The organism is Neobacillus drentensis (genome assembly GCF_021560175.1).
Taxonomy (GTDB): domain Bacteria; phylum Bacillota; class Bacilli; order Bacillales; family Cytobacillaceae; genus Neobacillus; species Neobacillus drentensis_A.
The window spans coordinates 6,168,894-6,194,296 of sequence record NZ_CP091110.1; the positions used below are offsets into that span (position 1 = coordinate 6,168,894).

23 protein-coding genes are annotated in these 25,403 nt (G+C 39.3%); 9 read left to right on the forward strand and 14 right to left on the reverse strand.

Annotated elements, in window-relative coordinates:
• The first annotated feature begins 100 nt into the window (after positions 1-100).
• Both L1999_RS29115 and L1999_RS29120 read left to right on the forward strand, forming a co-directional pair.
• Positions 101-946: an alpha/beta fold hydrolase gene (locus L1999_RS29115; RefSeq protein WP_235741694.1), complete on the forward strand. Its 846-nt coding sequence runs from the start codon at positions 101-103 to the stop codon at positions 944-946.
• Positions 946-2,154: a PP2C family protein-serine/threonine phosphatase gene (locus L1999_RS29120; protein WP_235741695.1), complete on the forward strand. Its 1,209-nt coding sequence runs from the start codon at positions 946-948 to the stop codon at positions 2,152-2,154. The genes L1999_RS29115 and L1999_RS29120 overlap by 1 nt, the downstream gene beginning before the upstream one ends.
• 73 nt (positions 2,155-2,227) lie before the next feature.
• Here L1999_RS29120 and L1999_RS29125 read toward each other — a convergent pair whose 3' ends face one another.
• Both L1999_RS29125 and nagE read right to left on the reverse strand, forming a co-directional pair.
• The gene (locus L1999_RS29125) at positions 2,228-3,013 is read right to left on the reverse strand and encodes an SDR family oxidoreductase (protein WP_235741696.1); all 786 of its coding nucleotides are present in this window, start codon (positions 3,011-3,013) and stop codon (positions 2,228-2,230) included.
• A gap of 110 nt (positions 3,014-3,123) precedes the next feature.
• Positions 3,124-5,010: an N-acetylglucosamine-specific PTS transporter subunit IIBC gene (gene nagE, locus L1999_RS29130; protein ID WP_235741697.1), complete on the reverse strand. Its 1,887-nt coding sequence runs from the start codon at positions 5,008-5,010 to the stop codon at positions 3,124-3,126.
• Between the two features lie 226 nt (positions 5,011-5,236).
• Here nagE and nagA point away from each other — a divergent pair, with 226 nt between their 5' ends.
• The 3 genes from nagA (at position 5,237) to L1999_RS29145 (ending at position 7,975) form a co-directional block, all read left to right on the forward strand.
• Positions 5,237-6,436 carry an N-acetylglucosamine-6-phosphate deacetylase gene (gene nagA / locus L1999_RS29135; protein WP_235741698.1) on the forward strand — a complete coding sequence of 400 codons (1,200 nt, stop codon included), beginning with the start codon at positions 5,237-5,239 and terminating at the stop codon, positions 6,434-6,436.
• Positions 6,433-7,173, forward strand: a complete 741-nt coding sequence (gene nagB / locus L1999_RS29140) for a glucosamine-6-phosphate deaminase (protein ID WP_235741699.1) — start codon at positions 6,433-6,435, stop codon at positions 7,171-7,173. Before nagA ends, nagB begins: the two co-directional genes overlap by 4 nt.
• A gap of 79 nt (positions 7,174-7,252) precedes the next feature.
• Complete coding sequence (locus tag L1999_RS29145; protein ID WP_235741700.1) at positions 7,253-7,975, forward strand: GntR family transcriptional regulator; 723 nt, start codon at positions 7,253-7,255, stop codon at positions 7,973-7,975.
• Positions 7,976-8,137: 162 nt separating this feature from the next.
• On the opposite strand, the gene L1999_RS29150 is transcribed toward L1999_RS29145, so the two are convergent.
• From L1999_RS29150 to L1999_RS29190, 9 genes are all read right to left on the reverse strand, one after another.
• Positions 8,138-9,121 (reverse strand): sugar kinase, encoded by a 984-nt coding sequence (locus tag L1999_RS29150; RefSeq protein ID WP_235741701.1) that lies wholly within the window; start codon positions 9,119-9,121, stop codon positions 8,138-8,140.
• On the reverse strand, positions 9,105-9,761 hold the full coding sequence (locus L1999_RS29155; protein WP_235741702.1) for a bifunctional 4-hydroxy-2-oxoglutarate aldolase/2-dehydro-3-deoxy-phosphogluconate aldolase: 657 nt from the start codon (positions 9,759-9,761) through the stop codon (positions 9,105-9,107). Before L1999_RS29155 ends, L1999_RS29150 begins: the two co-directional genes overlap by 17 nt.
• A gap of 56 nt (positions 9,762-9,817) precedes the next feature.
• The gene (locus L1999_RS29160; protein ID WP_235741703.1) at positions 9,818-11,305 is read right to left on the reverse strand and encodes a UxaA family hydrolase; all 1,488 of its coding nucleotides are present in this window, start codon (positions 11,303-11,305) and stop codon (positions 9,818-9,820) included.
• A gap of 12 nt (positions 11,306-11,317) precedes the next feature.
• Positions 11,318-12,787, reverse strand: coding sequence for a tagaturonate reductase (locus L1999_RS29165; RefSeq protein WP_235741704.1), 1,470 nt, complete (start codon positions 12,785-12,787; stop codon positions 11,318-11,320).
• An 87-nt stretch (positions 12,788-12,874) separates the two neighbouring features.
• Positions 12,875-13,873, reverse strand: coding sequence for a LacI family DNA-binding transcriptional regulator (locus L1999_RS29170; RefSeq protein WP_235741705.1), 999 nt, complete (start codon positions 13,871-13,873; stop codon positions 12,875-12,877).
• A 130-nt stretch (positions 13,874-14,003) separates the two neighbouring features.
• A complete protein-coding gene (locus L1999_RS29175; RefSeq protein ID WP_235744502.1) occupies positions 14,004-15,404 on the reverse strand; it encodes a glycoside-pentoside-hexuronide (GPH):cation symporter in 1,401 nt (466 codons plus the stop codon).
• Positions 15,405-15,651: 247 nt separating this feature from the next.
• On the reverse strand, positions 15,652-17,058 hold the full coding sequence (gene uxaC, locus L1999_RS29180; RefSeq protein WP_235741706.1) for a glucuronate isomerase: 1,407 nt from the start codon (positions 17,056-17,058) through the stop codon (positions 15,652-15,654).
• 332 nt (positions 17,059-17,390) lie between these two features.
• Positions 17,391-18,959: a histidine kinase N-terminal 7TM domain-containing diguanylate cyclase gene (locus tag L1999_RS29185; RefSeq protein WP_235741707.1), complete on the reverse strand. Its 1,569-nt coding sequence runs from the start codon at positions 18,957-18,959 to the stop codon at positions 17,391-17,393.
• A 200-nt stretch (positions 18,960-19,159) separates the two neighbouring features.
• A complete protein-coding gene (locus tag L1999_RS29190; protein WP_235741708.1) occupies positions 19,160-20,662 on the reverse strand; it encodes a malate:quinone oxidoreductase in 1,503 nt (500 codons plus the stop codon).
• Positions 20,663-21,019: 357 nt separating this feature from the next.
• On the opposite strand from L1999_RS29190, the gene L1999_RS29195 reads away from it, so the two are divergent.
• Complete coding sequence (locus L1999_RS29195) at positions 21,020-21,340, forward strand: YbjQ family protein (protein ID WP_215045362.1); 321 nt, start codon at positions 21,020-21,022, stop codon at positions 21,338-21,340.
• A gap of 3 nt (positions 21,341-21,343) precedes the next feature.
• Positions 21,344-21,568 (forward strand): hypothetical protein, encoded by a 225-nt coding sequence (locus L1999_RS29200; RefSeq protein ID WP_215045361.1) that lies wholly within the window; start codon positions 21,344-21,346, stop codon positions 21,566-21,568.
• A gap of 66 nt (positions 21,569-21,634) precedes the next feature.
• Here the strand turns inward: L1999_RS29200 and L1999_RS29205 are convergent, their stop codons facing one another.
• Positions 21,635-22,363 carry a ribulose-phosphate 3-epimerase gene (locus L1999_RS29205; RefSeq protein WP_235741709.1) on the reverse strand — a complete coding sequence of 243 codons (729 nt, stop codon included), beginning with the start codon at positions 22,361-22,363 and terminating at the stop codon, positions 21,635-21,637.
• A gap of 249 nt (positions 22,364-22,612) precedes the next feature.
• Between L1999_RS29205 and L1999_RS29210 the strand changes: the two genes are divergently transcribed.
• Positions 22,613-23,803, forward strand: a complete 1,191-nt coding sequence (locus L1999_RS29210; RefSeq protein ID WP_235741710.1) for an amidohydrolase — start codon at positions 22,613-22,615, stop codon at positions 23,801-23,803.
• Positions 23,804-23,885: 82 nt separating this feature from the next.
• Here the strand turns inward: L1999_RS29210 and L1999_RS29215 are convergent, their stop codons facing one another.
• A complete protein-coding gene (locus L1999_RS29215; protein WP_235741711.1) occupies positions 23,886-24,188 on the reverse strand; it encodes a hypothetical protein in 303 nt (100 codons plus the stop codon).
• A gap of 144 nt (positions 24,189-24,332) precedes the next feature.
• Between L1999_RS29215 and L1999_RS29220 the strand changes: the two genes are divergently transcribed.
• Positions 24,333-24,827, forward strand: a complete 495-nt coding sequence (locus tag L1999_RS29220; RefSeq protein WP_235741712.1) for a CarD family transcriptional regulator — start codon at positions 24,333-24,335, stop codon at positions 24,825-24,827.
• A 43-nt stretch (positions 24,828-24,870) separates the two neighbouring features.
• Here L1999_RS29220 and L1999_RS29225 read toward each other — a convergent pair whose 3' ends face one another.
• Positions 24,871-25,317: a MarR family winged helix-turn-helix transcriptional regulator gene (locus tag L1999_RS29225; protein WP_235741713.1), complete on the reverse strand. Its 447-nt coding sequence runs from the start codon at positions 25,315-25,317 to the stop codon at positions 24,871-24,873.
• Positions 25,318-25,403: the final 86 nt, after the last annotated feature.

Here is a 25,403-nt window from a genome sequence, read left to right on the forward strand (position 1 = left end):
TTCACTGTTTAAAGAGAGGTCCTAAGTACTAGAAGAGAAAATGCCAATCTTAGGAAGTAAGTGTTATGATATAAATATAATACTAGAAAGGAGCATCAGGATGGATCAAGATATTCTAGTTCGGAATAATGTGAAGGTCAAAGGCCAAGGCAGACAATCAATTATTTTTTCTCCAGGCTTTGGCTGCGATCAAACGGTATGGAAGTCGGTTGCCGACGCATTCAGTAAAGATTACCAAGTCATTTTATTTGATTATGTAGGTTCGGGGCATTCAGACCTTCGTGCTTATGACTCAAAAAAATATAGTAGTCTTCATGGCTATGCTCAAGATGTACTGGACATTTGTTCAGCCTTAGATCTAAAAGAAACTGTATTTGTTGGACACTCTGTTGGGAGTATGATTGGTGTATTGGCATCATTGAGGCATCCTGAGTACTTCTCTCATCTTGTTATGATTGGCCCTTCTCCATGTTATCTAAATGACCCTCCGCATTATTTTGGAGGTTTTCAAAAAGAGGAGCTGTTAGGTTTAATTGATATGATGGAGAAAAATTACATAGGCTGGGCGAATATGTTTGCACAGACGGTAACGAACAATCCGGAACGGCCGGAGGTTAAACTTCAGCTGGAAGAACGGTTTTGCTCCACTGACCCGATTATTGCCCGCCAATTTGCAGAGGCTGCCTTTTTCGCAGACAACCGCGACGATTTAAAAAAAGTAACGGTACCCTCACTTATTTTACAATGCTCAAATGATATTATCGCTCCAGCAGCAGTGGGAGAGTATGTTCATCAGGAAATTCCTGCTAGTATACTGAAAATAATGGAGGCAACAGGCCATTGCCCGCATATGAGTCATCCCGAGGAGACCATCCGCCTCATCCATCAATACCTGGAGGAAGCTTCCACAGCAGGCAGCCTGGTGGTTAGAGGTGTTACTATTTAATGGACGAACAACTCGATCATGCACCTTGTGGATTTCTAACTCTATCAGAAGATGGTCTGATTTTATCCATTAACCACACATTACTTACGATACTTGATTACACCCAAAATCCATTCATAGGACAGCATGTCAATTCCATTCTCACCGTTCCTGCCCGTCTGTTCTTTCAATTCTACTTTTTTCCGCTCATAAAACTAGAACAGCATGTCGAGGAAATGTATATTTCACTCGTATCTAGTAAGGGAGATGAGATCCCGGTTCTGATCAACGCTCTCCAAAAAGAGAGAACAGAGGCAACGGTATTGGAATGTATTTTGATTCCCATGCGTAAAAGAAGCGAATATGAAAATGAGTTGCTGCTAGCAAAAAAGGAAACAGAAGCGGCATTAAAGGCAAAGGATCAAGCGAATGCAGAATTAGAGGCTACTCTTAAAAAGCTGGAAAAGCAAAAAGAAGAACTGCTTGAACTGAACAAACAAAATCACAACTATAAAATAGAAACAAAAAAAGAGTTGGAGCTTGCTAGAATCATTCAGGAAACATCATTAACTAACCCGATTAACAATGAAAAGGTAGAAATGGAAGTATTCTATAATGCCTCTAGCGAGTTATCCGGTGACATCTATGGGATTTACCAAATGGACCAGCATCACTATGGAGTTATTCTGCTTGATGTGATGGGCCACGGGATTTCTTCCGCTTTAATTACGATGACTCTTCATTCTCTGTTTCAAAGATTACTTTCAGCCGGAGTTGCGGTTGATATTGTGATGAAAGAGCTGGATCGCCATCTTCACAAATTGTTTGAGAACAACGAGGAAGCTAGGCATTATTCTACCGCTATCCTTCTTGCAATTGATACAGATAGACAAATAATAGAATACATCAATGCAGGCCATCCGCCTGCTTTATGGCAGGACTCTGACGGAAAACAATGTGAATTATCTTCTACAGCCCCGCCACTTGGAACCTTTGAGGGTATAGAATTTAAGGCAAATTCATTCACCTTCGGAAAGGGGGACAGATTGCTCCTTTACACAGATGGTGTTGATCCCCTTGCATCAGACCACTTAGCTCCATTATTAAAGGAAACAGTCTCATTACCTTTAGTAGAACTAAAAGAAAAAATTTTACAGTCCCTAAACCACGAAAAGAATATCTATCATAAGAGCGATGATGAAAGCTTTATTCTCATTGACCTAAAATAACGAAACCAAAAAATGTCCACTCTACGTGGACATTTTTTGTGTGTTTGTCTTTTTATGGTGTCAGGCACCAATATTATAATAAGGATTCTGCCCCGTCGATATAGATTTCGCTTCCGGTGATGTGGCTTGATTGGCTGGAGGCTAGGAATAGGACGAGGTCGGCGACTTGATCGGATGTTCCTGCTTTATGTTCTAGCGGCTGGCTGCCCTGCGGATATTCAACAGGTATTTCAATCTTTTTTAGATTCTCCTTTTCTTTCCAGGTATTCTCATTGATATTCGTATCTATTGCCCCTGGACAGATCATATTGACTCTAATCTTATAATTAGCGAGCTCGAGTGCTGCCATTTTCCCAAAGCCCATCTGGCCGATTTTAGATGTACTATACGCAGACATACCAAAGTTTTTATATACTCTGTTCCCATTGATGGAACTCGTAATAACGATACTGCCGCCACTAGACTTCAAATGAGGAATGGCATATTTGACAGTAAGAAAGGTACTTGTTAAATTATTAGAAATAGTCAGCTCCCAATCTTTCGGATTCAAATCCTCAATTGGAGCAACCTCCCCGTTAATGCCAGCATTCGCAAAAACAACATCAAGTCTTCCCCACTGATCAACCGTTCTTTTGTAACATTCCTCTACTTCCTCTGGATGAGAAACATTGGCTTCTATGACAAGCGCCTCACTGCCCATTTCTTCAATTTGCTGTTTCACTTCTTCTACGTTTTCTTTATGCAAATCGACTAAGGCAATCTTACCGCCATTTTGTGCTAGCTTTATAGCAGCTGCTCTGCCGATCCCTGACCCAGCCCCTGTAACAAAAGCAACTTGATTTTGAAGTAGTTTCTCCACGTAATAAAGCCTCCTTAATTAATGATGTATTTTGTACTATAACCATCCTCAAGGTTTTAAAACGGGAGAAACACATCTATTTAAGAAATGGTCCAAATGTCCTGCCGTTCTTACTCGATTGAAATAATACCCTTTTCGCCCTGTGAAACTTTCCCCTGCTTCTTAATGTTTAATTTCGTTAAGTTTGTGAAAACAACAGGAGAAACGGTCGACGGTACTGATTGCTTAATCTTATCTAAATCAAATTTTATAATTTCTTGCCCTTTCGAGATTGAATCGCCATCCTTCACAAGAACAGTAAATCCTTCCCCTTTTAAACTTACGGTGTCCATACCAATATGAATCAATATCTCATATCCCTGTTTTGATTTAATGCCCACCGCATGTTTAGTAGGGAAGACATTGATAATTTTCCCATCTACTGGAGAAACCACAGAACCCTTGGCAGGAATAATTGCAAATCCGTCTCCCATCATTTTTTGTGAAAATACTAGATCCTCCACTTCCGTGATCGGAATAATTTCTCCTTCAATCGGCATCACAAAATCTTGTTCACTTAACGGCAGGTAGTTTTGAGTTTCAGCCATTACAGCTTGCTCAGAAGGAATGCTTACTGACTTTGTTTCCAATCTCTTCATCGCATCTGCTACAAATTCAACTTCCGTCCCGACAATGATTTGCAGGTTTGTTTTGTTTAATTTCATAACACCCTTTGCACCGTGCGATTTTAATGAAGAATCTCTTACTTGGTCCATGTCCTTAACATTTAAACGAAGACGTGTGGCACAGTTATCAATAGTTGTAATATTTTCCTTGCCGCCAATATCATTGATAAAATGATAAGCCATCGTTTCGTATTTAGTTGCTCCAGTAACGGATTCAATCGATGCTTTTTCTTCCGATTCTTCTTCTTCGTCTTCACGGCCTGGAGTTTTGATATTAAATGCTTTAATGACGCCATAAAAAACAAGAAAATAAACCACTCCGTAAATCAAACCAACTAGTAGTAAAAGCAGCGGTTTTTGCGCAATATTAAAGTTTAAAATATAGTCAATTGCTCCGGCTGAGAAGGTAAAGCCGTCCTTAATCCCTAACAAAGTTACGATGACAAATGAAAGGCCTGTTAATAAGGCATGAATTCCGTATAGCAGCGGTGCAATAAACATAAAGGAAAATTCAATTGGTTCGGTAATACCTGTAATGAATGAGGTGAGTGCGACCCCAATAAACATACCAGTAATCGCTTTTCTTTTTTCCTTCTTAGCAGCTGCAATTATGGCAAGTGCTGCCCCAGGCAATCCAAACATCATAATAGGGAAGAAGCCTGTCATATAGGTTCCAGCCGTTGGGTCACCTGCAAAGAAGCGGGCAATATCTCCTGATTTACCTTGGAATGTTCCAAATTGAAACCAAAACAAACTGTTTAAAACATGGTGAAGACCAAGCGGAATTAACAGACGGTTTAAAATCCCAAAGATACCTGCTCCAAGTGCCCCTAAACCAATGATCCAGTTACCGACCCCATTTATCGCATCTTGAATCGGCGGCCAGATAAATCCAGCAACGCCAGCAATAATGACCATTGTTACCGAGGTTATAATCGGTACGAATCGTCTTCCACTAAAGAAACCTAGCCATTCAGGTAATTTGATATCATGAAAACGATTGTATAATAGTCCGGAAATAATTCCAGTAAGGATTCCTCCAAGAACACCCATATTAATATCTTTATCAATAGCTACTGTTCCTTGGGTTAAAACCAAGTAACCAATCGCCCCCGATAATGCGGCTGCCCCATTACTATCCTTTGCAAACCCCATGGCAACACCAATCGCAAAAATTAAAGCTAAGTTTGCAAAAACAGCATTACCTGCATTTGCAATAAATGGGATATTCAGCAAATCCGGCTGCCCAAAACGTAATAACAGACCAGCAGCTGGTAAAACGGCGATCGGAAGCATTAATGCTTTCCCAATTCGCTGTAAAAATCCTAACATGAAGCATCTCTCCTCTTTTTATGTGTAAGCGTTTTTATATCACAAGGACCATCATACCATCCAACTATTATAGTTGTCTATACCAATAAAGTTGAAATTATTGGTAAACAAGCAGATAAATAGCATATAATATAGAGAGATACCGATATTTATTCCTGAAAATTGGTATAGACATCTATATTTTGTAAATGATAAAATTACGGTGTCTGGAAAGGGAGTAATGAACATGACGATAAAATTTACACCTATTTTGCTCAAGGGAATTCAAATATATGCCGAAGGTCAATGGATTAAAAATGGCTATATAAAAATAAAAGATCAAAAAATCGTAGAATTAGGTCCAATAGAAGATCTCACCTTCGAGGAAGAATGGGAGGCACTTAACATTCCTACATCCTATAAAGCCGTTCCCGGTTTTATCGACGTTCATATCCACGGGGCCAACGGAGCCGATACGATGGACGCCACACAAGAAGCGTTAGATACCATGACCCTGGCATTGCCAGGTGAAGGAACCACTAGCTTTTTAGCCACAACCATGACCCAAGAAGAAAATAAAATTGAAGAGGCCTTACTAAACGCCGGCCGCTTCATAAAAAAAGATCAATCTCCAGGAAAGGCGGAAATACTCGGAATCCACCTTGAAGGTCCGTTTGTTAATAAAAAGAAAGCTGGAGCCCAGCCCATTCAACATATTGTTAATCCGAATCTGAAACTGTTTAAAAAATGGGAAGACCTCGCTAGTCAATCCATTAAACTTGTCACACTTGCACCCGAGCTGCCAGACGGGCTCGAGCTGGTACGATATTTAAAGTCAAAGGGAATCATTGCTTCCATTGGCCACTCAGACGCCACATTTGAAGACGTCATTCAAGCCATCGACGCTGGTGCAAACCATGTCACCCATCTATACAACCAAATGCGGGGCCTGCATCACCGTGAGCCTGGTGTGGTGGGAGCAGCCTTCTTAAGGGAAGAGCTAAAGGCAGAATTAATCGTAGATGGTGTGCATGTCCATCCCGAAATGGTGAAACTAGCCTACAAACAAAAAGGGAAAAAGGGAATCATTTTAATCACCGATGCCATGCGGGCAAAGTGTCTAAAAAATGGTCATTATGATTTAGGCGGACAGGATGTAATCGTCCAGGATGGAAGAGCAACCTTACGTGACGGAACCCTTGCAGGCAGTATTCTAAGATTGGGACAAGGAGTTAAAAATATAGTAGCCTTTACCGGATGCAAACTAGAAGAAGCAGTTGAAATGGCTGCTGTCAATCCAGCCAAACAACTGAAAGTTTTTGATCGAAAGGGCAGCATTTCGAAAGGAAAAGATGCGGATATTGTAATCCTTGATGAGAACTTGGATGTTTATCTGACGATATGCCGTGGAAAGGTTGCCTATATTAAGGGAGGAAGAACAAAATGAAGGTTATAGAAGCAATCGATTACCAAGATATGAGTAAAATAGCCGCCGATTATATTATTCAAAAAGTGATTCAATCTCCAAAAATTAAACTTGGACTTGCCACAGGCGGAACGCCTATGGGGATTTATGCCAATTTAATTGCTGATCATCAAAAGAATGGGACTTCGTATCGAGAGGTTACATCCTTCAATTTGGATGAATATGTCGGACTCTCTGGAGACAACCCGAATAGCTATCGTTATTATATGGACGATCACTTATTTAATCATATTGACATTCAAAAAAATAACACATTTGTTCCACGTGGAACGGTCGATGATGTCCTAAAAGAATGTGAAGCCTATGAGAAATTAGTTGCTCAACATAACGGAATTGATTTACAAGTTCTTGGGATTGGAGCAAATGGCCACATCGGATTCAATGAACCTGGAACACGCTTTGATACTAAAACGCATGTGGTTCAATTAACGGCATCCACGAGACAAGCGAATGCACGATATTTTAACAGTTTGGAGGAGGTTCCGACAAAAGCCCTAACGATGGGAATAGCGACAATAATGAAAAGCAGAGAAATTCTCTTACTCGTTTCTGGAGAACAAAAAAAGGATGCACTGAAGAGACTTTTGACTGAAGATACGATCGATGAAAGATTTCCTGCATCCGTGCTGAAAAATCATCCATATGTTACAATTATTGCAGATAAGGCTGCAATTGCTGGTTTAAAGGTTCACAGTTGAGTTCTCCTCTTTCGTGTCCTTTTAAACGAGAAGCAAACAGGTTTCCCGAGTTTAAATAGAAAGGATGCACGAGAGGAGTATGATCAAAAAGGATTCCCCCATCCCGATATATTATCAACTTCAAGAGCTTATAAAGGATTTAATTGAGAAAGGTGAGTTAAGACCCGGCGATTCCATTCCTCCTGAACGAGAGTATGCTGAAAAGTATCAAATCAGCCGGATGACAGTGAGACAGGCTTTAACCCAGCTTGTGAACGAGGGCTACCTACATCGAATTCAAGGCAAAGGGACTTTTGTGTCAGAGCGAAAAATTGAACAACCGCTTCATCGATTACGCAGCTTTACTGAAGATATGGTTGCTAGAGGATTAAAACCAGACAGTCAATTGCTCTCCTTTGAAATTATTCCTGCGACTAGCCAAATTGCCAGCCAGCTCGGTATTCAAGAACATGGCCCCGTGTATGAGATTAAACGTATTCGGCTTGCTGATGATGTTCCAATGGCTGTGGAATCAAATTATATCTCAGCAAATCTTGTTAAAGGCCTAACAGAACAGATTGTGAAAAAGTCTGTTTATGCCTTCATTGAAGAACAACTGAATTTTCAAATAGACCACGCCTCACAAGTAATTGAATCGTCCATCGCGAATCAAGTTGAGGCTAAATTTTTAAAAATAAAAAAAGGTGCCCCGATTATGCTTATTCAACAACAAACCTTTTTAAGGGATGGTACTCCCGTTGAATATGTCCGCTCCTCTTATCGTGCCGACCGGTATAAATTTATGATTCAAATGAAACGGTAAAGTCGAATAGCGGAGGCGCCTTGGTCCATTTTCAAGTTAATTTTAAACTTTCTTTATCATTAGAAAAGCCAAGACTCAATCTAGAGTCTCGGCTTTTTTAGCATTCGTTTATCCTTTCATGTATTTTGATAAAATCAAACTTAATGATACGCCATAAGAATATTATCTCTTTACTTCGACTTTCCCTGAACCAATCGCCTCGAGCTCTTCTAACGCAGGTATACCTTCCCAGTCACCTTTAAATTGAGTTGCTAACGCTCCCATAATATTGGCTCGATTCAAGGCTTTTTCCAGAGAAGCTGGTGTCATGGAAGTTTGATTGTCTAAAAAGACAGAGACAAATCCAGCCGCAAATGCATCCCCAGCACCCACTGTATCGATTACCTGTTGGACAGCATGGGGAGCCGCTTTCATTGAATTTCCTTCTATAAAACCAATCGAACCTTCTGCGCCAAGCTTTACTGCCACTACCTTTGGTCCCATTTCAAGAAATTGTTTACCGTAATCCTCGATTGATTGTTTCCCGATGAGAAAATCTGCTTCTTCTACACCCGGAAGAAACACATCGCATAATGGGATAAGAGAAAGCAGCACCCTTCTTGCCTGCTCCTCACTCCAAAGCTTTCTCCTTAGGTTAGGATCCAATGAAATCGTTAATCCCATTTCTCTGGCAAGTTCCATTGTTTTACGAATGGCCGCAGCAGCATTTTCACTTAATGCAGGTGTAATTCCTGTAACATGTAAGTGCCTGGCACCTTCCAGCCACTCTGGACCAACATCAGACGGTTCCAATTTACTGGCGGCAGAGTTTTTCCGATAATAGTACACGGTTGGATCTCCAAACGCTTTTGTCTCCTTAAAGTAAACAGCTGTAGGGGATCCTTCATCGCGGAGGGCATGGGATACATCCACCCCTTCGCCCGCAAGCGTTGATAAGATAAAATCACCAAAAGGATCGTTGCCTACTTTACTAATCCACCGAACGTTTTTCCCTAAACGAGTTAGTCCAATGGCTACATTTGATTCTGCACCTGCCAATGACTTTGTAAAAAGGGACTCATACTTAATTCCCTTTTCGCCCATTGGCTGGAATAAGACCATACTTTCACCGATTGTCACAACATCCGCTCTATGATTTTGCTGCAATTTCCTCCACCTCTTTAGCTAGTTTGGTATACGATGCTGCCATATGAGTAATCCTCTCAAAATCACCTTTTTCAATCAAGCTATTATTTACGAGATTTCCCCCTAGGCCTACTGCAACTGCGCCGTAATCAAGTACTTCCTTGATATTATCTAAATTGACCCCGCCCGTAGCAACCATTGGAATATGAGATAGAGGCGCTCGTAAATCCTTAATATATTTCACACCTAGGGAACCAATTGGAAATACTTTTACTGCCTTTGCCCCGAGATTATAAGCCCGGACAATCTCGGATGGAGTCATGGTTCCCGGCCAGACCTCCACACCCTGCTCAAGTCCATATGTTAAAACTTCCTCATCAAGGTTTGGCGAGATGATGTATTCAGCACCCGCTTGTATCGCTTCCTTTGCCATTTTAAGATTTAAAACGGTCCCTGCGCCTACTTTTATTCGTTCTCCAAATTTCCCCTTGATTTCGTTAATCATATCTAAGGCGCCATCCGTATTTAAAGTAATCTCTAAAAATGAAATTCCTCCTTCCGCTAGAGCTTTGGCGGTTTGCTCCCCGCTGCCCATTGGAATTCCCCTGACGATAGCGATTATTTTTTCCTTTGCAAGTAACGACAGTAAATCTTGTGCCAATGTCTTGTCCTCCTAAAGTAGAATTGATCGTCCCCACGGCTTCGTTATAGCAAAGCCTATAAAGTAACTCCGGTCTTAAAAATAGCAATCTCTTTAAATTCATTTTTTTCATTGTTTACGAGTTCACCGCTCGCTACTTTAATAATATAGTCAATAAAGTCCCGCAAAACAGCATCGCTTGGCTGCTCAAGCAAAACTCCTGCATTATAGTCAATCCAATGAGGCTTTGTTTCATAAAGCGGTGTATTCGTTGATACCTTCATTGTTGGGACATATGTGCCAAATGGGGTACCTCTGCCAGTCGTAAAGAGAACCAATTGACAGCCAGCTGATGCCAAAGCAGATGCAGCAACAAGGTCATTACCCGGAGCACTTAAAAGATTTAAACCATTTTTCTTGATTCTTTCTCCATATTTAAGTACGTCATTAACCATCGATGTTCCTGCTTTTTGGGTACAGCCAAGCGATTTATCTTCTAGTGTCGTGATGCCGCCCTCCTTGTTCCCTGGTGATGGATTTTCATAGATCGGCTGATTATTGGCAATAAAATATTGTTTAAAGTCATTGATTAGTTCTACAGTTTTAGAAAATACTTCTTCATTCGCTGCCCGTTCCATGAGAATCGTCTCAGCACCAAACATTTCAGGAACCTCGGTTAAAACTGTCGTTCCACCTTGAGCCACAAGGAAGTCGGACAGCCTGCCGAGCAGTGGATTAGCAGTAATACCAGACAGACCATCCGAGCCGCCACATTTTAGACCGATTTTTAATTCAGACAATGGTACATTATCACGCTGATCATTTTTGGCATTTTCATAGATTTCCTTTAATAACTTTACTCCTGCCTCAATTTCATTTGAAACCTCTTGCGAAACGAGAAACTTTACTCTATGGTCATCAAATTCGCCAAGACTCTCTTTAAATTCATATAAATTATTATTTTCACATCCAAGGCCTAACACCAGCACACCACCCGCATTTGGATGAAGGACTGCATCTCGCAATATGTCTCTTGTATTCGTATGGTCATCCCCAAGCTGGGAGCATCCGTAGTTATGTTTTAGGACAAGAACGTCCTCAAAAGGGCTAATATCGCCAACTTCTTTTACAAACCGCTTAATGATCGTTTCTGCTACGCCATTCACGCAGCCAACTGTTGGGACAATCCAGAGTTCATTACGAATCCCAACAAGACCGTTTTGGCGTCTGAATCCCTTAAAGAATAACGGTTCTTGTTCATAGGGATTTTCAGTAAGCTTTTGGTTGAATTGGTAGTCCTGAATGCCATCAAGATTGGTTTTCGTATTGTGAGTATGGACATGTTCCCCAGCATGAATAACCCCTTTTGCATGCCCGATTGGATAACCATATTTAACCACATTTTCATTTTCCTGTATGTCCTTTATAGCAACCTTATGGCCTCTTTTAACAGCCTCTTTTATGGTGACTTCATTTTCGTTTACTTTAAATGATTGACCCATTTCCAGGTCCTTTAAGGCAACGACAACATTATCATTTTCATTGATTTGAATAATATCTAACATGATTGTTCCCCCTTATTGTTCGACTTTTACGTTTAATACAGCTGCAACCGCGCTTATCATTCCCTTAGTTTCAATCTCATAAAGATAATTTGTTACCATATCGGTTAATCCCGGAACTGCATTTAAGTCTAATTCCCAATTCTTCTCATATCCTAAGACCGATTTGACAATGGCTCTCAAACTTTCAACTGTTCCATCAAATGTTCCCCATTGCTGATGAAATAAATCAAGAATATCCTGGTCATCTGACAACTGAATATCTTCTGTTCCTCTTTTTCCTTTATAGAAAGAAATAAGCGCTGCAAGAGAAAATACAAGTTTAGCAGGCAATTCTCTCTTCCGATCAATAAATTCCAATAACGATGGCAGATTTCTTGTTTTATATTTTGACATGGAATTAAGTGAAATGCTCATAAGGAAATGTTTGATAAATGGGTTCATAAATCGTTCAAGAATTGCATCAGCAAAATGGTTTAATTCTTCAACTGGAAGATCTAAGGTTGGAATAATTTCATCAAAGATTAGTTCCTTAATATAGGACCCCACTACTGGGTGACCAACTGCTTCAGCGACAGTATCTAAGCCATATAAATAAGACACTGGGGTCATGGCTGTATGAGCGCCGTTTAAAATTCGTACTTTTCTTGTCCTGTATGGGGTTAAGTCATCCACAAATAATGTATTTAGGCCTGCCAAATGTGTTGGAAACTCTTCCTTAATCCATTGCGGACCTTCAATCACCCATAAATAAAATTGTTCGCCGACTACAACTAAATCATCTTTGTAACCAAGCTCTTCTGTCATTTCATCAATTGTATCTCTTGGAAAACCTGGGACAATCCGGTCCACAAGGCTGTTACAGAAGGTATTTGCTTCATTTAGCCACTGAATAAATTCGTCACCAAGGTTCCATTGGATCGCATATTGGAGAACAATCTTTTTCAATTTTTCACCGTTACACTCAATTAATTCACAAGGAATAACAATGAATCCCTTATTTATATCCCCATTAAAGGCTTGAAAGCGGCGATAAAGGAATGCTGTTAGTTTACCAGGATAGCTTTTTTGCGGTTGATCTTCTAAACCATCCTTTTCATCATAAGCAATGCCGGCTTCTGTTGTATTAGAAAAAATAAACCGCAAATCTGGATTTTTTGCTAGCTCAACAAATTGCTCGTATTGAGTGAATAAATCTATACCTCTACTGATAGCATCAATTAAGGTATGCTCTTTAACCGGCTTTCCGTCTTTGAAGCCTTGCAAATAAAGGGTATACAGGCCATCCTGTTCATTGAGTTTTTCTACCCCTGCACTTCCCCGTGGCTGGACGACCACCACACTGCCATTAAAATCCGTGGTCTTGTTCAGAATATCAATTTGCCAATCAACAAACGCCCTTAAAAAATTCCCTTCTCCAAATTGCAACACCTTTTCAGGATAGTTTTTATAACCTTCAACTGTTTTTTTGTTTAGTTTTTGCATGATGGTTCCTCCTCTATTATGCACACGTGAACATTGTGTTTTATTTAAAACCCGTTTATAAGCATTTCCTTACAAACGGGAAAATCATTACTTCCATGTTGAAACGGATTTTCTTATCATTAACTCTGTTTCAACAAATATTTTTTCGCCTTTAATCTCTTGACTTTCGATAGCTTTCAGGATTTTTTCTGCACCGAGCCTGCTGATTTTCTCAATTGGTTTCTTGACGGTTGTTAATGAAGGATTGGTATATCGTGCAATTTGAATATCATCAAAACCTATGACAGAAATGTCCCCAGGGACAGTTAGTCCCTTTGCAAATACAGCATTGAGAGCACCTACTGCCATATCATCATTGGAACTAAAGACGGCTGTTGGCGGGTTTTCTAAAGACAACAATTTTTCCATCGCCTTATAGCCGCTTTCCATATCATAATTTCCGTTAACAATATATTCGCTCTGAATGGGAATTTGCTCATCAATCAAGGCCTTTAAATATCCCTCTCTCCGCTCCAATGAAGATTTAAACCCTTTAATACCTTCTATAATCGCAATATCCTTGTGACCCTTTTGGATAAGATACTTTACAGCCTGACAAGAACCTTCACGGTCATTCGATAAAATATTAATAATAGACTGGTCGCTAACCTCTCGATTAATCACAACAAGAGGAATTTTTTGATTAAGGACATGATAGATAAAGGAATTATCTACTTCACTTTGACTCATTAAAATAATTCCATCGAATCGTCTATGATGAATCGATGAAAAGGTAGGATAATCATCGATGCCTCTTACAAATAAATTATAATCCTCATTAATGACATGATTAACACCTTTTACGGTGTCTGCGAAGAAACTAGGTGATGTACCATTTGAAATACTTGTAAAGAAAAGACCTATTGTATAAGACTTTTGCATGACAAGGCTTTTAGCATTAAAGTTAGGAGTATAATTCAGCTGCGCAGCTATTTCTTGTATTTTTTTTTTGGTCCCCGGCTTTATAAGCGGACTGTCATTTAAGGCACGGGAGACAGTCGTATGGGATACATTTGCCAGTTTCGCAATATCTTTAATTGTAACCATGTTTGTTCACCCTTTATCTAACCTTCCGCTTTTAATTTTACCAGTAGAACCGATTTTTGAATATAATTATAGCTGCTTAGCTGCAAATCTAAAAGACGGGGGAGTGGATACCCTCCCCCTGTCTTTATTCTTAGAAACTTCCTCTTTCCCAACGGCCATTATTTAAATCATTAGCAATACCTTTGAATTTATCATCAGACAAATTGTATAGCAAGCCAAGAATGACTGCAGCAAGCAGTAAGGCAACTGCTGGATAAAGAGTCATTGTCCCCTTAATTCCTAAGAGTGTACCTGCAGATTGGTGAGCATTTGCAATATAGCCCGTTGCCGCAAGAACACCGGCAGATACTAGTGCAGCAAGTGACTGAGCAATCTTACGAGAGAAGTTAAATGCGGCATACGTAACACCTTCTTTACGAACACCAGTGTGCCAATGTCCATAATCAATTGTATCGGAAACAAAAGCCCATGTAACACCATTTGAAATCGCTAACGCGGCATACCCAATTGAAACTAAGACGATAAAGCTATAAATATTTGTTGGGATAATAAAATTTAAACCATCAGCAACGACACCGATTAACAAACCGGCCATCGCTGTTCTCTTTTTGCCAAAACGGCGTACTAACATTGGAATTAACGCGATACCTGCAACTGAACTACCCATTTGAATGAAGTTAATAATTGGCTGTAAACCAACGTGACCAAGGTTATACTGGCAGAAATAAATCATCATGGCATTATTTGTATTCATTGCTGAAATCGTAAACAAGGTCATTAAAATTAAGCACCATAATGGACGGTTTGTGAAGACGACCCGGAAATAGTCTTTCGCTGACTGCTTTTCTTTACCCTTAGCGTTTTCAGTTTTAATATGTTCTTTTGTATTTTTATAACAAATGAAGAAACCAACAATACCGATTAACGCCATAATAGCAGCAGTTACTGGATACCCTATTTTTTGACTTGGGAATAACATCAGTATGGGAACAAAGGCCACACCTGTAATCAATTGCGCACCGATTGAACCTGCTTGGCGTGTCGATGCCATGATCGACCGTTCGCCAACATCCCTCGTCATAACGGAAGCCAAGGAACCATAAGGAACATTTGTAAAGGAATAGATTAGACCCCATGCCATATAAGTACCATATGCCCAGGCAATTTTTCCGCCCATTGATAGATCAGGCATTGTAAAGGTAACAACCGTCATCACTGCCAGCAAAATAGAAGCAAACATCATAATAGGGCGGAATTTCCCACGTTTACCAGGCGTCCTCGAGTCAATAAAGGAACCTGCCAAAGGATCCATAAAGGCATCGAAGATTTTCGTTATTGAAAAAACACCTGCTGCAGCCGCTGCGCTAATGCCAGCAATGTCCGTATAGAAATGCATTAAGTAAGATTGACCTAAATCGAACATGAAGCCGTTTCCAAAGTCACCAAAACCATAACTTACTTTTTCTTTTGTGGTTATTTTTCCTAATCCTTGATCTGAAGTACTATTTTCATTATTTAATGATCTTGCCATATTGTCTGCCATAAATACACCACCTTTATATAATAAGGACTGCAGTTCTTTCTGATCGGTTCATTTAGACCCATCTATTGAATCCGTTTCCATAAATCTTAAAACCTCTGGTTTTTATTCTTGTAAAGGTTGTGTCTCCTTGAAATAAGAAGTGCCCTTTTGATATAATTTTATTGATCAATTTTTTCTAATGTTCCACCTTACTAGTATTACTCGCAATAATACTAGTAAAAGGGTGGGATTTTTTTTATAGTTCAAAACCAAAGTAGTCTTTGGCATTTTGATAACATATACCTTGGACAATACTTCCTAAAAACTCAATGTTATCTGGAACTTCCCCGTTTTCAACCCATTCGGCAATCTGGGAACATACGATTCTTCTAAAATATTCATGTCTTGTGTAAGATAGAAAACTTCTTGAATCTGTCAGCATACCAATAAATCGGCTGAAAAGCCCCATATTGGATAGTGACTTCATTTGTTCAATCATTCCATCCTTATTATCATTAAACCACCAGGCAGTACCGAATTGAATTTTCCCTGGAATTCCGCCGCCTTGGAAGTTACCAATCATAGAGGCAATGGTATTGTTGTCGTTAGGATTTAATGAATAGATGATGGTCTTTGGCAGTCCACTTTCCTGTTCAATTAAGTTCAATAATTTGGATAATGGCTTCGCAATCGATTCATCATTAATCGAATCCCAGCCAGTATCTGGGCCCATTACGTCAAACATTCTACTATTATTGTTTCTTAATGCATTAATGTGGAATTGCATCGCCCAGCCTAGCTGACTATAAAGTTTGCCTAAAAACTGATAGGTGAATGTTTTGTATTTCTTTTCATCCTCAATGGAAACCTTATTTCCCTGTAGTGCTTGATTAAAAATGGCAGCCGCTTCTTCTATTGTCGTATCCGCATACATCATTTGATCCATCGCATGGTCAGAGACTTTGCAGCCAACTGAATCAAAAAATCTTACCCGTGATTCAAGTGCCTCTAGGAAATTTTCATAGGATTCAATTGAAACACCTGATACTGTTTGAAGCAACTCAATCCATTGTTGAAAGGTGTCTCTATTAATTTCTAAAGCCTTGTCAGGCCTAAAGCTTGGCAGCACTTTAACAACAAAATTCGTTTCTTCTTTCAATTTAAGGTGGTACTCAAGACTATCAGCAGGATCATCGGTTGTACAAACGACTTTTACATTTGATTTGCTAATAAAATCTCTTGCTCCAAAGCCCTCACTATTCAATAAAGCATTAACCTTCTCCCAAATTTGCGGGGCACTTTCTTCATTGAGTAAATCATAAATCCCAAAAAACCTTTGTAATTCCAGGTGTGTCCAATTATATAACGGATTACCTATTGTCATTGGAACTGTTCTTGCCCAAGCCAGGAATTTTTCATAGTCACTTGCACTTCCAGTGATGAACTCTTCCTCTATCCCATTACTTCTCATTAAACGCCATTTGTAATGATCACCATATAGCCATATTTCCGTAATATTTTTAAAGGTTTTATTTTCATAAATCTCCTTAGGGCTTAAGTGGCAATGATAATCAATGATTGGCATTTGCTTTGCATAATCATGATATAAGCGGACGGCTGTTTCATTTTTTAAAAGAAAATTATCATTCATGAATTTTTGCATATTCTTCACCATCTTCCGATAAATTAGGTTTTGGCCATTCAGATCGCAAAACCTTTTTTGTTAACGTTAACATTGCGGCTGAAAAAAATTTTAATCCAAATAGTTATTGCTCTTTGCTTTGTTTTCTCGAAATGTTAACGTGAACATTTTTTCTATCTCTATAATAACTCGGATAAAGTCATCATTCAATCGTTTTTATAAAAATTTCAAAGCGTTTTCAAAAAATGTTCAAAGTGTGTCACAAATCTGTTATTACACTTTATTTGGCTAGATTAAATTGATAAACGATCATCAATCAAAAAATGCCGCCAATTCTGGTGGCATTCATTTAGTCAATAATCGTTTCTAGATTCTCTATAGACTTGCACTTGATTACGTCCTTCTCGTTTTGCAGAATATAAAGCTTTATCCGCTTTATTCAACAACTGATGTAGTGTTTCCTCTGTGTCTTCCATTGCCTCCGCTACTCCGCTGCTTAAGGTAACAGAAATAACTCCCTCAGTAGTTAGCAGCGGCTGTGTTTCGATCTGCTTTCGCAGTTTATTAGCCAACACTTCAGCCTCTACTACTGTCCATCCTTTCAGAGCCAGAACAAATTCCTCACCACCATATCGCGCGAATAGAATACCTTCCTTCAACTGTGTTTGGCACACGTTTACTACATGCACAAGCAATTGATCACCGACATGATGACCATAGGTATCATTGACCCTTTTAAAATAATCTATATCGCACAATATAACCGTAAATGGTAATGAATCCTTCTTTGCTGCAAAAAATTCTTGCTCACACTGCTGAAAAAATGCTCGGCGATTAAAAATTTGTGTAAGTTCATCATAATAGGCTTGATGCTCCAATTTCACCTGCAGCCTTTTTAGCTCGGTAATATCAGTAAATATAATTAATTGACCTTTACTATTATTAGCATGTTGTAAGGGTGAAGTACGCACTTGATAGATACGCTCTAAATGGTCGGCAGCTAACTGCATTTCCCAAGTGGACGCTGCCTTTTTTAGCTTAAAGGGAGACGAGCTGCCGGATAACATTGACCAAACCCGATCAAAGTCCAACCCGAACATCGATTTAGCCAGAGGTGGAAACATATTCTTACACGCTTGGTTAAACTCTATTAATCGATAGGATTCATCTAACACAATCACTCCATCATTAATACTATTAAATATCGCGTCTTTCGCAACTGGCATAATGGTAAACATTCGTGAGATGTTAATAGACCATAAATATAATAGTGATGAAAGCCATAAGACCATTGGAACTGGATCAATACCCGCAGGTGTAAAACCAATTAGATAAACAAAAGCGGTTAGCATCGGAACTAGTTGACCGCACAATAACGAGATTAATTGCGGGCGATAAATCTTAGCAGTCTCTCGCCAATGAAAAATAACGAGTAAAAAGGCTACAAACATACAGGCAAATATGAAAATGCCATGAATCATATACCAGATACCGATCTCCTGATGAACGTAGGGAGCTCCCAAGATTGGATCAATTTCAAACACACGATAATGCAAATGATGCCAATCATTCGTAGCAACCATGATCAAACTAACGAGTGGGATGGTAAGAAGAGCTGTAACCCCTTTTTTCGTTATCCTTATTCCCAAATACTGCATGATGAACAATAACCCTAAGGGTGGAGAAAATGGCATGCCAATGTATTGAATGATTGTCCAAAACTTTAGTTCTTCAAGTGTTGTAGCCATTAAACCAACAGCAGAAGCAAAACAATAAATGGTGATGGAGGCAGTATAAAAAATAAAGAAATAAGCTATATTTGTATAATGGTGCCGCTTTACATAGGCGTATAAGCATAAATACAAATTAAGTACGCCCGATGTACAAACCAGCGTAATATAGGCTGTCAATTGTGAGTTCACGTTTTTGATACCTCTTTTTGGATAACACTTTTCCCTTTAATGTAGCATAGATAAAAATAAATGTGGAATATTATTAATAACATCCTCTAGACCATCGTCTGCAAAATTGAAACCAAACCGAAACGGGAATTGGATCATCCAATTCCCGTTTCTCTACTGTATTTATTATGATGATTCTATCATACTAGGATTTAACGAAATTAACTATAGACCAATTCTTTTTCGCTTAGGTTAAGCGTCTGTGCTGTTGAAGTATGAATGTCGTGGAAAAACTCTGGATTTTCCACTAACGACAAGCCATAGGAAGGGATCATCTCCATGATTTTCGGTTCCCACTCTCTCAAATGCTGCGGGAAACATTTCGCTAACACTTCCAGCATAACGTGGACCGCAGTAGAGGCACCTGGAGAAGCACCCAGTAATGCAGCGATTGAGCCATCCGCAGCGCTAACTACTTCTGTTCCAAATTGAAGTGTCCCTTTACCGCCTGTCTCCGTATCCTTAATTACTTGCACACGTTGGCCTGCTGTCACGATATCCCAATCCTCGATTTTAGCATTCGGAATGAATTCCCGTAACTCTTCGATTCGTTGTTCCTTTGATAGCATGAGTTGTTGGATTAGATATTTTGTTAATGGAACATTCTTTGCCCCTGCAGCTAACATCGTCAGGACATTATTCGGCTTTACGGAATTTAGTAAATCCATGTTAGAACCAGTTTTTAAAAACTTTGGCGAGAAGCCAGCAAAAGGTCCAAACAGTAAAGTTTTTTTATGCTCAATAAATCTTGTATCAAGGTGTGGGACGGACATTGGGGGAGCACCCACCTTAGCTTTCCCATATACTTTTGCATGATGCTGTTCGACAATCTCCGGTTTGTTACATACCAAAAACAATCCACTTACCGGAAATCCCCCAATATGTTTTGACTCAGCGATACCCGTTTTTTGCAGCAAAGTCAGACTGCCGCCGCCACCGCCGATAAAGACGAATTTTGCTGTATGATATTCGATCGTATCGCTAGCGATATTATGAACTTTTACTTCCCAAGAGCCATCGTTTGCACGTTTAATATCTTTAACACTATGGTTATAATTTATCTCGACGTCTTTGCTCTTTAAATGATCAAACAACATGCGGGTTAACGCACCGAAATTGACATCCGTTCCGGAATCAATTTTAGTTGCCGCTATCGGTTCATTGGTTGTACGGCCTTCCATGATCAGCGGAATCCATTCCTTCAGTTTTTCAGGATCTTCGGAAAATTCCATCCCTTGAAACAGGGGATTGCTTGACAGCGCTTTAAATCGTTTTTTCAAAAAGGTTACATTATCTTCCCCTTGTACCAAACTCATATGAGGGATTGGCATGATAAAGTCTTGCGGATTTTGAATTAAATTACGGTTTACAAGATAAGACCAAAACTGTCTAGAGAGCTGAAACTGTTCATTAATTTGGATAGCCTTGCTAATATCAATAGATCCGTCCGATTTTTCGGATGTATAGTTTAGCTCACACAGAGCTGAATGGCCGGTACCGGCATTATTCCATTCATTCGAGCTTTCTTCTCCAGGATTTGCGAGTTTCTCAAATACTTTGATTTCCCATTCCGGTGCTAACTCTTTCAACAATGACCCCAAAGTCGCACTCATGACTCCGGCACCAATTAAAATAATGTCTGTTTTTGTCTGCATGCTGCTCATTATAACCGCTTCCTTATCTCTATATTTGAAAAAAGATGCAGGCGCTCCTGAATAGGTGTCACAAAAAGCAAGGCGCCGCCTAGGAACACACGTTTTTGAACCAATGATAATCAAGTGACAATTACTATTAATATTTATAGATTAATATATTTAGCATTATCTGATAATTATAAACTATTTAAAGCATGTAATAAAGTGGGACGTTCCTTTTTCGAGACCCTATAACACAAAAAAGCCGTTATGATTGGCATTCCTTTCCATACACAGTGAAGTTGAGCCAATTAGTAATGGTATTTCTATCAAACGAAAAGTAAAATAAAGGATGTAGTCATTATTTTTGTTAAGGGGCGGATCGATTTGATTATCGTAACAACTGAAAATATTGCTAATCATAAAATTACAGAAGTGATAGGTCCAGTATTTGGCTTAACTGTACGAGCAAGAGGAATTGGTAAAGATATCGTTGCTTCTTTAAAGGGACTTGTAGGCGGGGAAATCAGTCAATATACTGAAATGCTCGAAGATGCCAGAAAACAAGCAATTGACCGGATGGTAAAAAATGCTTCGGCCATGGGTGCAACCGCAATCATAATGATGCGCTTTGACTCTGGAGAAATCGGCCAGAATATGAGTGAAATTGTTGCTTATGGAACAGCGGTTATTGCTGAAAAGGTATAACCTATGAAATGGATTGTTGGCTTTTATGGAATTCAACTCATTATTCTAATCATTTTAATCATTGGATCTTGGTTCATTTGGGACCGCCGCTTCAAAGCCAAGCATGGACAGCAAGTACCTAAAGGCTTTGTCCGAACAAATGAGGTATCATTTGATCCAACAACAAATAAAAGATTAGTCGTTTACTTCAACCAGGAAACAGGAGAACGCTTTTATAAAGAAGAATGATGCCATTTCGATTATTAAAGAAAAAAGGAGCCGGTTTAATGTTTAACTAAACAGGCTCTTTTTGTTTTATTTTTCCGAACGGTTTTTGCTCGGTATGGCAAGCAAGCCCTCTATGCGTTTCTTTGAGACTGGTTCATTCGGATCAATATTTTGATGGGTGGTTTTAATTGCTTCCTCATAATTGGAAGCGTGATAGATACCTGTCCCAATCACAACTGCATCCGCACCTGCTTGAACAAATTCTGAACAATTATCCGGCTTCATCCCGCCATCGATAACGACGAAAAGATTAGGGTTTATTTCTTTGGCTCGTTCTCTAATTTCAATGATACGCTGAACGGTTTCAGAAGAAGGCTTTTGACCACCGAATCCTACCGTAACAGCCATGATTGTCAATGCATCTATCGACTTCAGTACATCATCTGATAGTTTGTCGAGAGGTGTTTCCTTAAGAATGGCGATACCTGCCCGTAACCCCCGCGCATGGATCGAGTCTATAATGGAAAGTGGGTCATTCGCTGCCTCTATATGGAATACCACCTGGTCTGCTCCCGCATCACAATACGATTCAACATGGTTCTCTGGATTACTAACCATTAAATGTACTTCAATCGGTACATTTGTTAAATTCCTAATATCAGAGACATCTTTTGGCCCAAATGTTGTTCTTGGAACAAACTTTCCATCCATAATATCAATACTAAAACCATCTACTCCTGCACGATCCACATCACGTATTTCATCTGCTAATTTCGACCAATCTGCATCTAGAATGGACGCAAGTACAATTGCCATATATTTACACCTTCCTGTATATAAGTTAACCACTTCAAGGGTATCTTAGAAATCCGATTAATTCAATATTTCCCTATTGTAAGCTTCAGGAAAATATACCCACTAATTGTACTTTACCTGTAATAAGGGAGTCAAGATTCCGCATTTTTTTAAAAAAAGGGAATTATAAAGAGGAGAAAGGAAGGAATAGGAAGGCAGAGGACCTAAGTAGAGACTCTGAACAAGTATTGAGAAAGGATGTGAAGAAACATGAGAAAACAATTAATGGAGATGCTAGAAGCTCGGCAAGAAGAAATGATTCAAATTCGCCGATATTTACATGAAAACCCTGAATTATCTTTTTACGAGGAAAAAACAGCTCAATATATTTTCGATTTCTATAAGGAAAAGGACGTAGAAGTTCAATCCAATGTTGGGAATGGTCATGGGATTATCGTGACCATTAAAGGTGGAAAGCCGGGGAAAACGATTGGACTTCGGGCTGATTTTGATGCCCTGCCAATTTTAGAAGAAACGGAGCTTCCCTTTAAATCAAAGAATGAAGGGGTCATGCATGCATGTGCCCATGATGGTCATACTGCTTACTTAATGATTCTTGCTGATTGTCTGATTCGATTAAAAAATGAGCTGCCTGGTACCATCAAAATCATTCATCAACATGCCGAAGAAGTACCACCAGGCGGCGCAAAAAGCATTGTTGACTCTGGAGCACTTGATGATCTGGACACTATTTTTGGAATTCACTTACTTCCACTGAATCCGGCAGGTTTTGTGGGATACCACAGCGGCTATTCGATGGCAGGTAGATCCTATTTTAAATTAGGAATTCAAGGGGTAGGGGGTCATGGCTCTTCTCCGCATATGGCCAATGATGCTATTGTTGCCGGTTCCTATTTTGTGACAGCCGTACAGACAATTATTAGCCGACGTTTAAATCCTTTTGATATGGGGGTCATCACCATAGGATCATTTGACGGCAAAGGAACCTTTAATGTGATTAAAGATCGTGTCGAGCTTGAAGGGGATATCCGTTACATGACAGGAGAAACAAAAGAGTTGATTGAAAAGGAAGTTCGCCGCATTGTCAGCGGGATGGAAGCTGAATTTGGTGTGCAATGTGAATTAACCTATACATCTGATTATCCGCCTTTGTATAATCATCCAGAGGTTACAGCAGGCGTGAAAGCCAGCCTTGAAGGGGCAAATGATCCTGACATTAAGCAGGTTGTGGAATATCCAATGATGTCACCTTCAGATGACTTTGCTTACTACTTAGAAAAAATCCCTGGCTGCTACTTTTATATTGGCTGCACCCCAAAAGGCGTCGAAAAACCTTATTTCAATCACCATCCAAAATTTGATATCGACGAAGACGCCCTCATTGTCGCAGCAAAATCAGTCGGTTATGCCGTTTGCGGCTACTATGGATTAGAGCAATAAGGTGTCAGGCACCATGTGAAAAATTCACATGGCGCCTGACACCACCGCGGCTATGGCTCTATTTTCAACCCCTTAAGGATTTTTATTTGTTTTTTTGAGGATTAAAAATAAGATCCTTGCTATAAAAATAGCCGAACCGATTTTCGTTAAATTGAACTCTATATGAATATGCACCCGATTTACTCTGCATTTGTTCACTAATAACCCCTGTTTTACTCTCAAATCCTTTTAAATAATAGTAATCCTCAGGCTCCATTCCCTGAATCGATTCTTTATCCATCACTTTTATCTTTACTCTTTCCCCAATTTCAAATTGCATCGCGGGAGACGCATCGTCTTTCTCATCTTCAGAAAGCAGCTGATGTTGTTCTTTCACAATCTCCATTTTCTACATCTCCTAATTTTTAAAAAATCACATTCTAACTGTACATAAGTCCCCTTTCATTGTCAACAAGGTTGACAAAACACAAAAATAGGAGTAACGTGGATTGTAAACTAGGTTTACAATCCTAAAAAAGGGGGTATAAAAATGTTTAACGTCGGAGATATGGTGATTTATTCCATACATGGTTTAAGCAGAATTGATGATATTTGTGAAAAAACGATTTCGAATGTGACCAAAACGTATTATGTTTTACATCCTCTTGATCAGACGAATCTCATCATCAGTGCACCCATTGACAGCGATAAAGTCGTGATGCAAAAATTGCTAGATCCAGATGAAGCTAAGGAAATTTTACTATCCTTCCAACAGCCGGAGGCAGGCTGGATCGAAAACCCAAAACATAGATACAGACAATACCAAGATATAATAAGAACAGGGCATCGCAGGGAGATTGCTAAAATAACCCGTACGCTGATGAGGAAAGACATGGAGTTGCATTTGGAACATAAAAAGTTGCATGAGCAAGACCGCAAAATATTAGACCCCATTCAAAATTTATTGTTTAAGGAATTAGCAATGTCTCTGGATACCACTTTTGATAAAATAGTTGAACAAGTAAACAGTTTAATAAAGCAATAATCAAAAAAAGAGTTGGAGATCATAGGATGACCATCTCAACTCTTTACTCTTTATAGGCTTCCTCTAATCCCCAATTAGATTTTAATAAATCCTTCAGGAACGCTACTTGCTGTTCTCCAATTTTATCAGCGACCTTTTTCACAAGTGAAGCCTTTAGTGCCGCATTTTTTTCATAACATGCTTCACCTAATAAAGTTAATTTTATGCATTTTTCTTTATTGTTGTTTTTTACATTCATTACCTCAACTAAATCTTTTGATTGCAGGCTTTTAATAAACTTATGGACTGCTTGCCGCGAAATATCTACACTTTTTGAGATATCCGCAATCGTCGGCTGCTTTTTGTAAATTCTCGCCATGATAAACCATTCAGAATTGGAAATATGAATATCACTGCTATCATTCCACAATTTCTCTGTGATTCTGCGAAGCAAAAGATGACGCTCACTTAATAAATCAATTAAGTCCAAGTAGTCTAATTCCGGATTCAAGTGTGTTCACTCCAATCATTCAATTGCCACCTACTATATAAAAAAACCTTTCAAATGTCAACCACGGTTGACATTTAATCAGTTGA

What these genes read in the sequence shown, in the direction of transcription:
- L1999_RS29215 (WP_235741711.1), bottom strand. Translation starts at nt 24,188, where the DNA reads ATGGAGATTGTGAAAGAACAACATCAGCTGCTTTCTGAAGATGAGAAA.
- L1999_RS29175 (WP_235744502.1), bottom strand. Translation starts at nt 15,404, where the DNA reads ATGGCAAGATCATTAAATAATGAAAATAGTACTTCAGATCAAGGATTA.
- L1999_RS29220 (WP_235741712.1), top strand. Translation starts at nt 24,333, where the DNA reads ATGTTTAACGTCGGAGATATGGTGATTTATTCCATACATGGTTTAAGC.
- uxaC (WP_235741706.1), bottom strand. Translation starts at nt 17,058, where the DNA reads ATGCAAAAATTCATGAATGATAATTTTCTTTTAAAAAATGAAACAGCC.
- nagA (WP_235741698.1), top strand. Translation starts at nt 5,237, where the DNA reads ATGACGATAAAATTTACACCTATTTTGCTCAAGGGAATTCAAATATAT.
- L1999_RS29165 (WP_235741704.1), bottom strand. Translation starts at nt 12,787, where the DNA reads ATGCAAAAACTAAACAAAAAAACAGTTGAAGGTTATAAAAACTATCCT.
- L1999_RS29170 (WP_235741705.1), bottom strand. Translation starts at nt 13,873, where the DNA reads ATGGTTACAATTAAAGATATTGCGAAACTGGCAAATGTATCCCATACG.
- L1999_RS29190 (WP_235741708.1), bottom strand. Translation starts at nt 20,662, where the DNA reads ATGAGCAGCATGCAGACAAAAACAGACATTATTTTAATTGGTGCCGGA.
- L1999_RS29210 (WP_235741710.1), top strand. Translation starts at nt 22,613, where the DNA reads ATGAGAAAACAATTAATGGAGATGCTAGAAGCTCGGCAAGAAGAAATG.
- L1999_RS29160 (WP_235741703.1), bottom strand. Translation starts at nt 11,305, where the DNA reads ATGTTAGATATTATTCAAATCAATGAAAATGATAATGTTGTCGTTGCC.
- L1999_RS29120 (WP_235741695.1), top strand. Translation starts at nt 946, where the DNA reads ATGGACGAACAACTCGATCATGCACCTTGTGGATTTCTAACTCTATCA.
- nagB (WP_235741699.1), top strand. Translation starts at nt 6,433, where the DNA reads ATGAAGGTTATAGAAGCAATCGATTACCAAGATATGAGTAAAATAGCC.
- L1999_RS29200 (WP_215045361.1), top strand. Translation starts at nt 21,344, where the DNA reads ATGAAATGGATTGTTGGCTTTTATGGAATTCAACTCATTATTCTAATC.
- L1999_RS29145 (WP_235741700.1), top strand. Translation starts at nt 7,253, where the DNA reads ATGATCAAAAAGGATTCCCCCATCCCGATATATTATCAACTTCAAGAG.
- L1999_RS29205 (WP_235741709.1), bottom strand. Translation starts at nt 22,363, where the DNA reads ATGGCAATTGTACTTGCGTCCATTCTAGATGCAGATTGGTCGAAATTA.
- nagE (WP_235741697.1), bottom strand. Translation starts at nt 5,010, where the DNA reads ATGTTAGGATTTTTACAGCGAATTGGGAAAGCATTAATGCTTCCGATC.
- L1999_RS29115 (WP_235741694.1), top strand. Translation starts at nt 101, where the DNA reads ATGGATCAAGATATTCTAGTTCGGAATAATGTGAAGGTCAAAGGCCAA.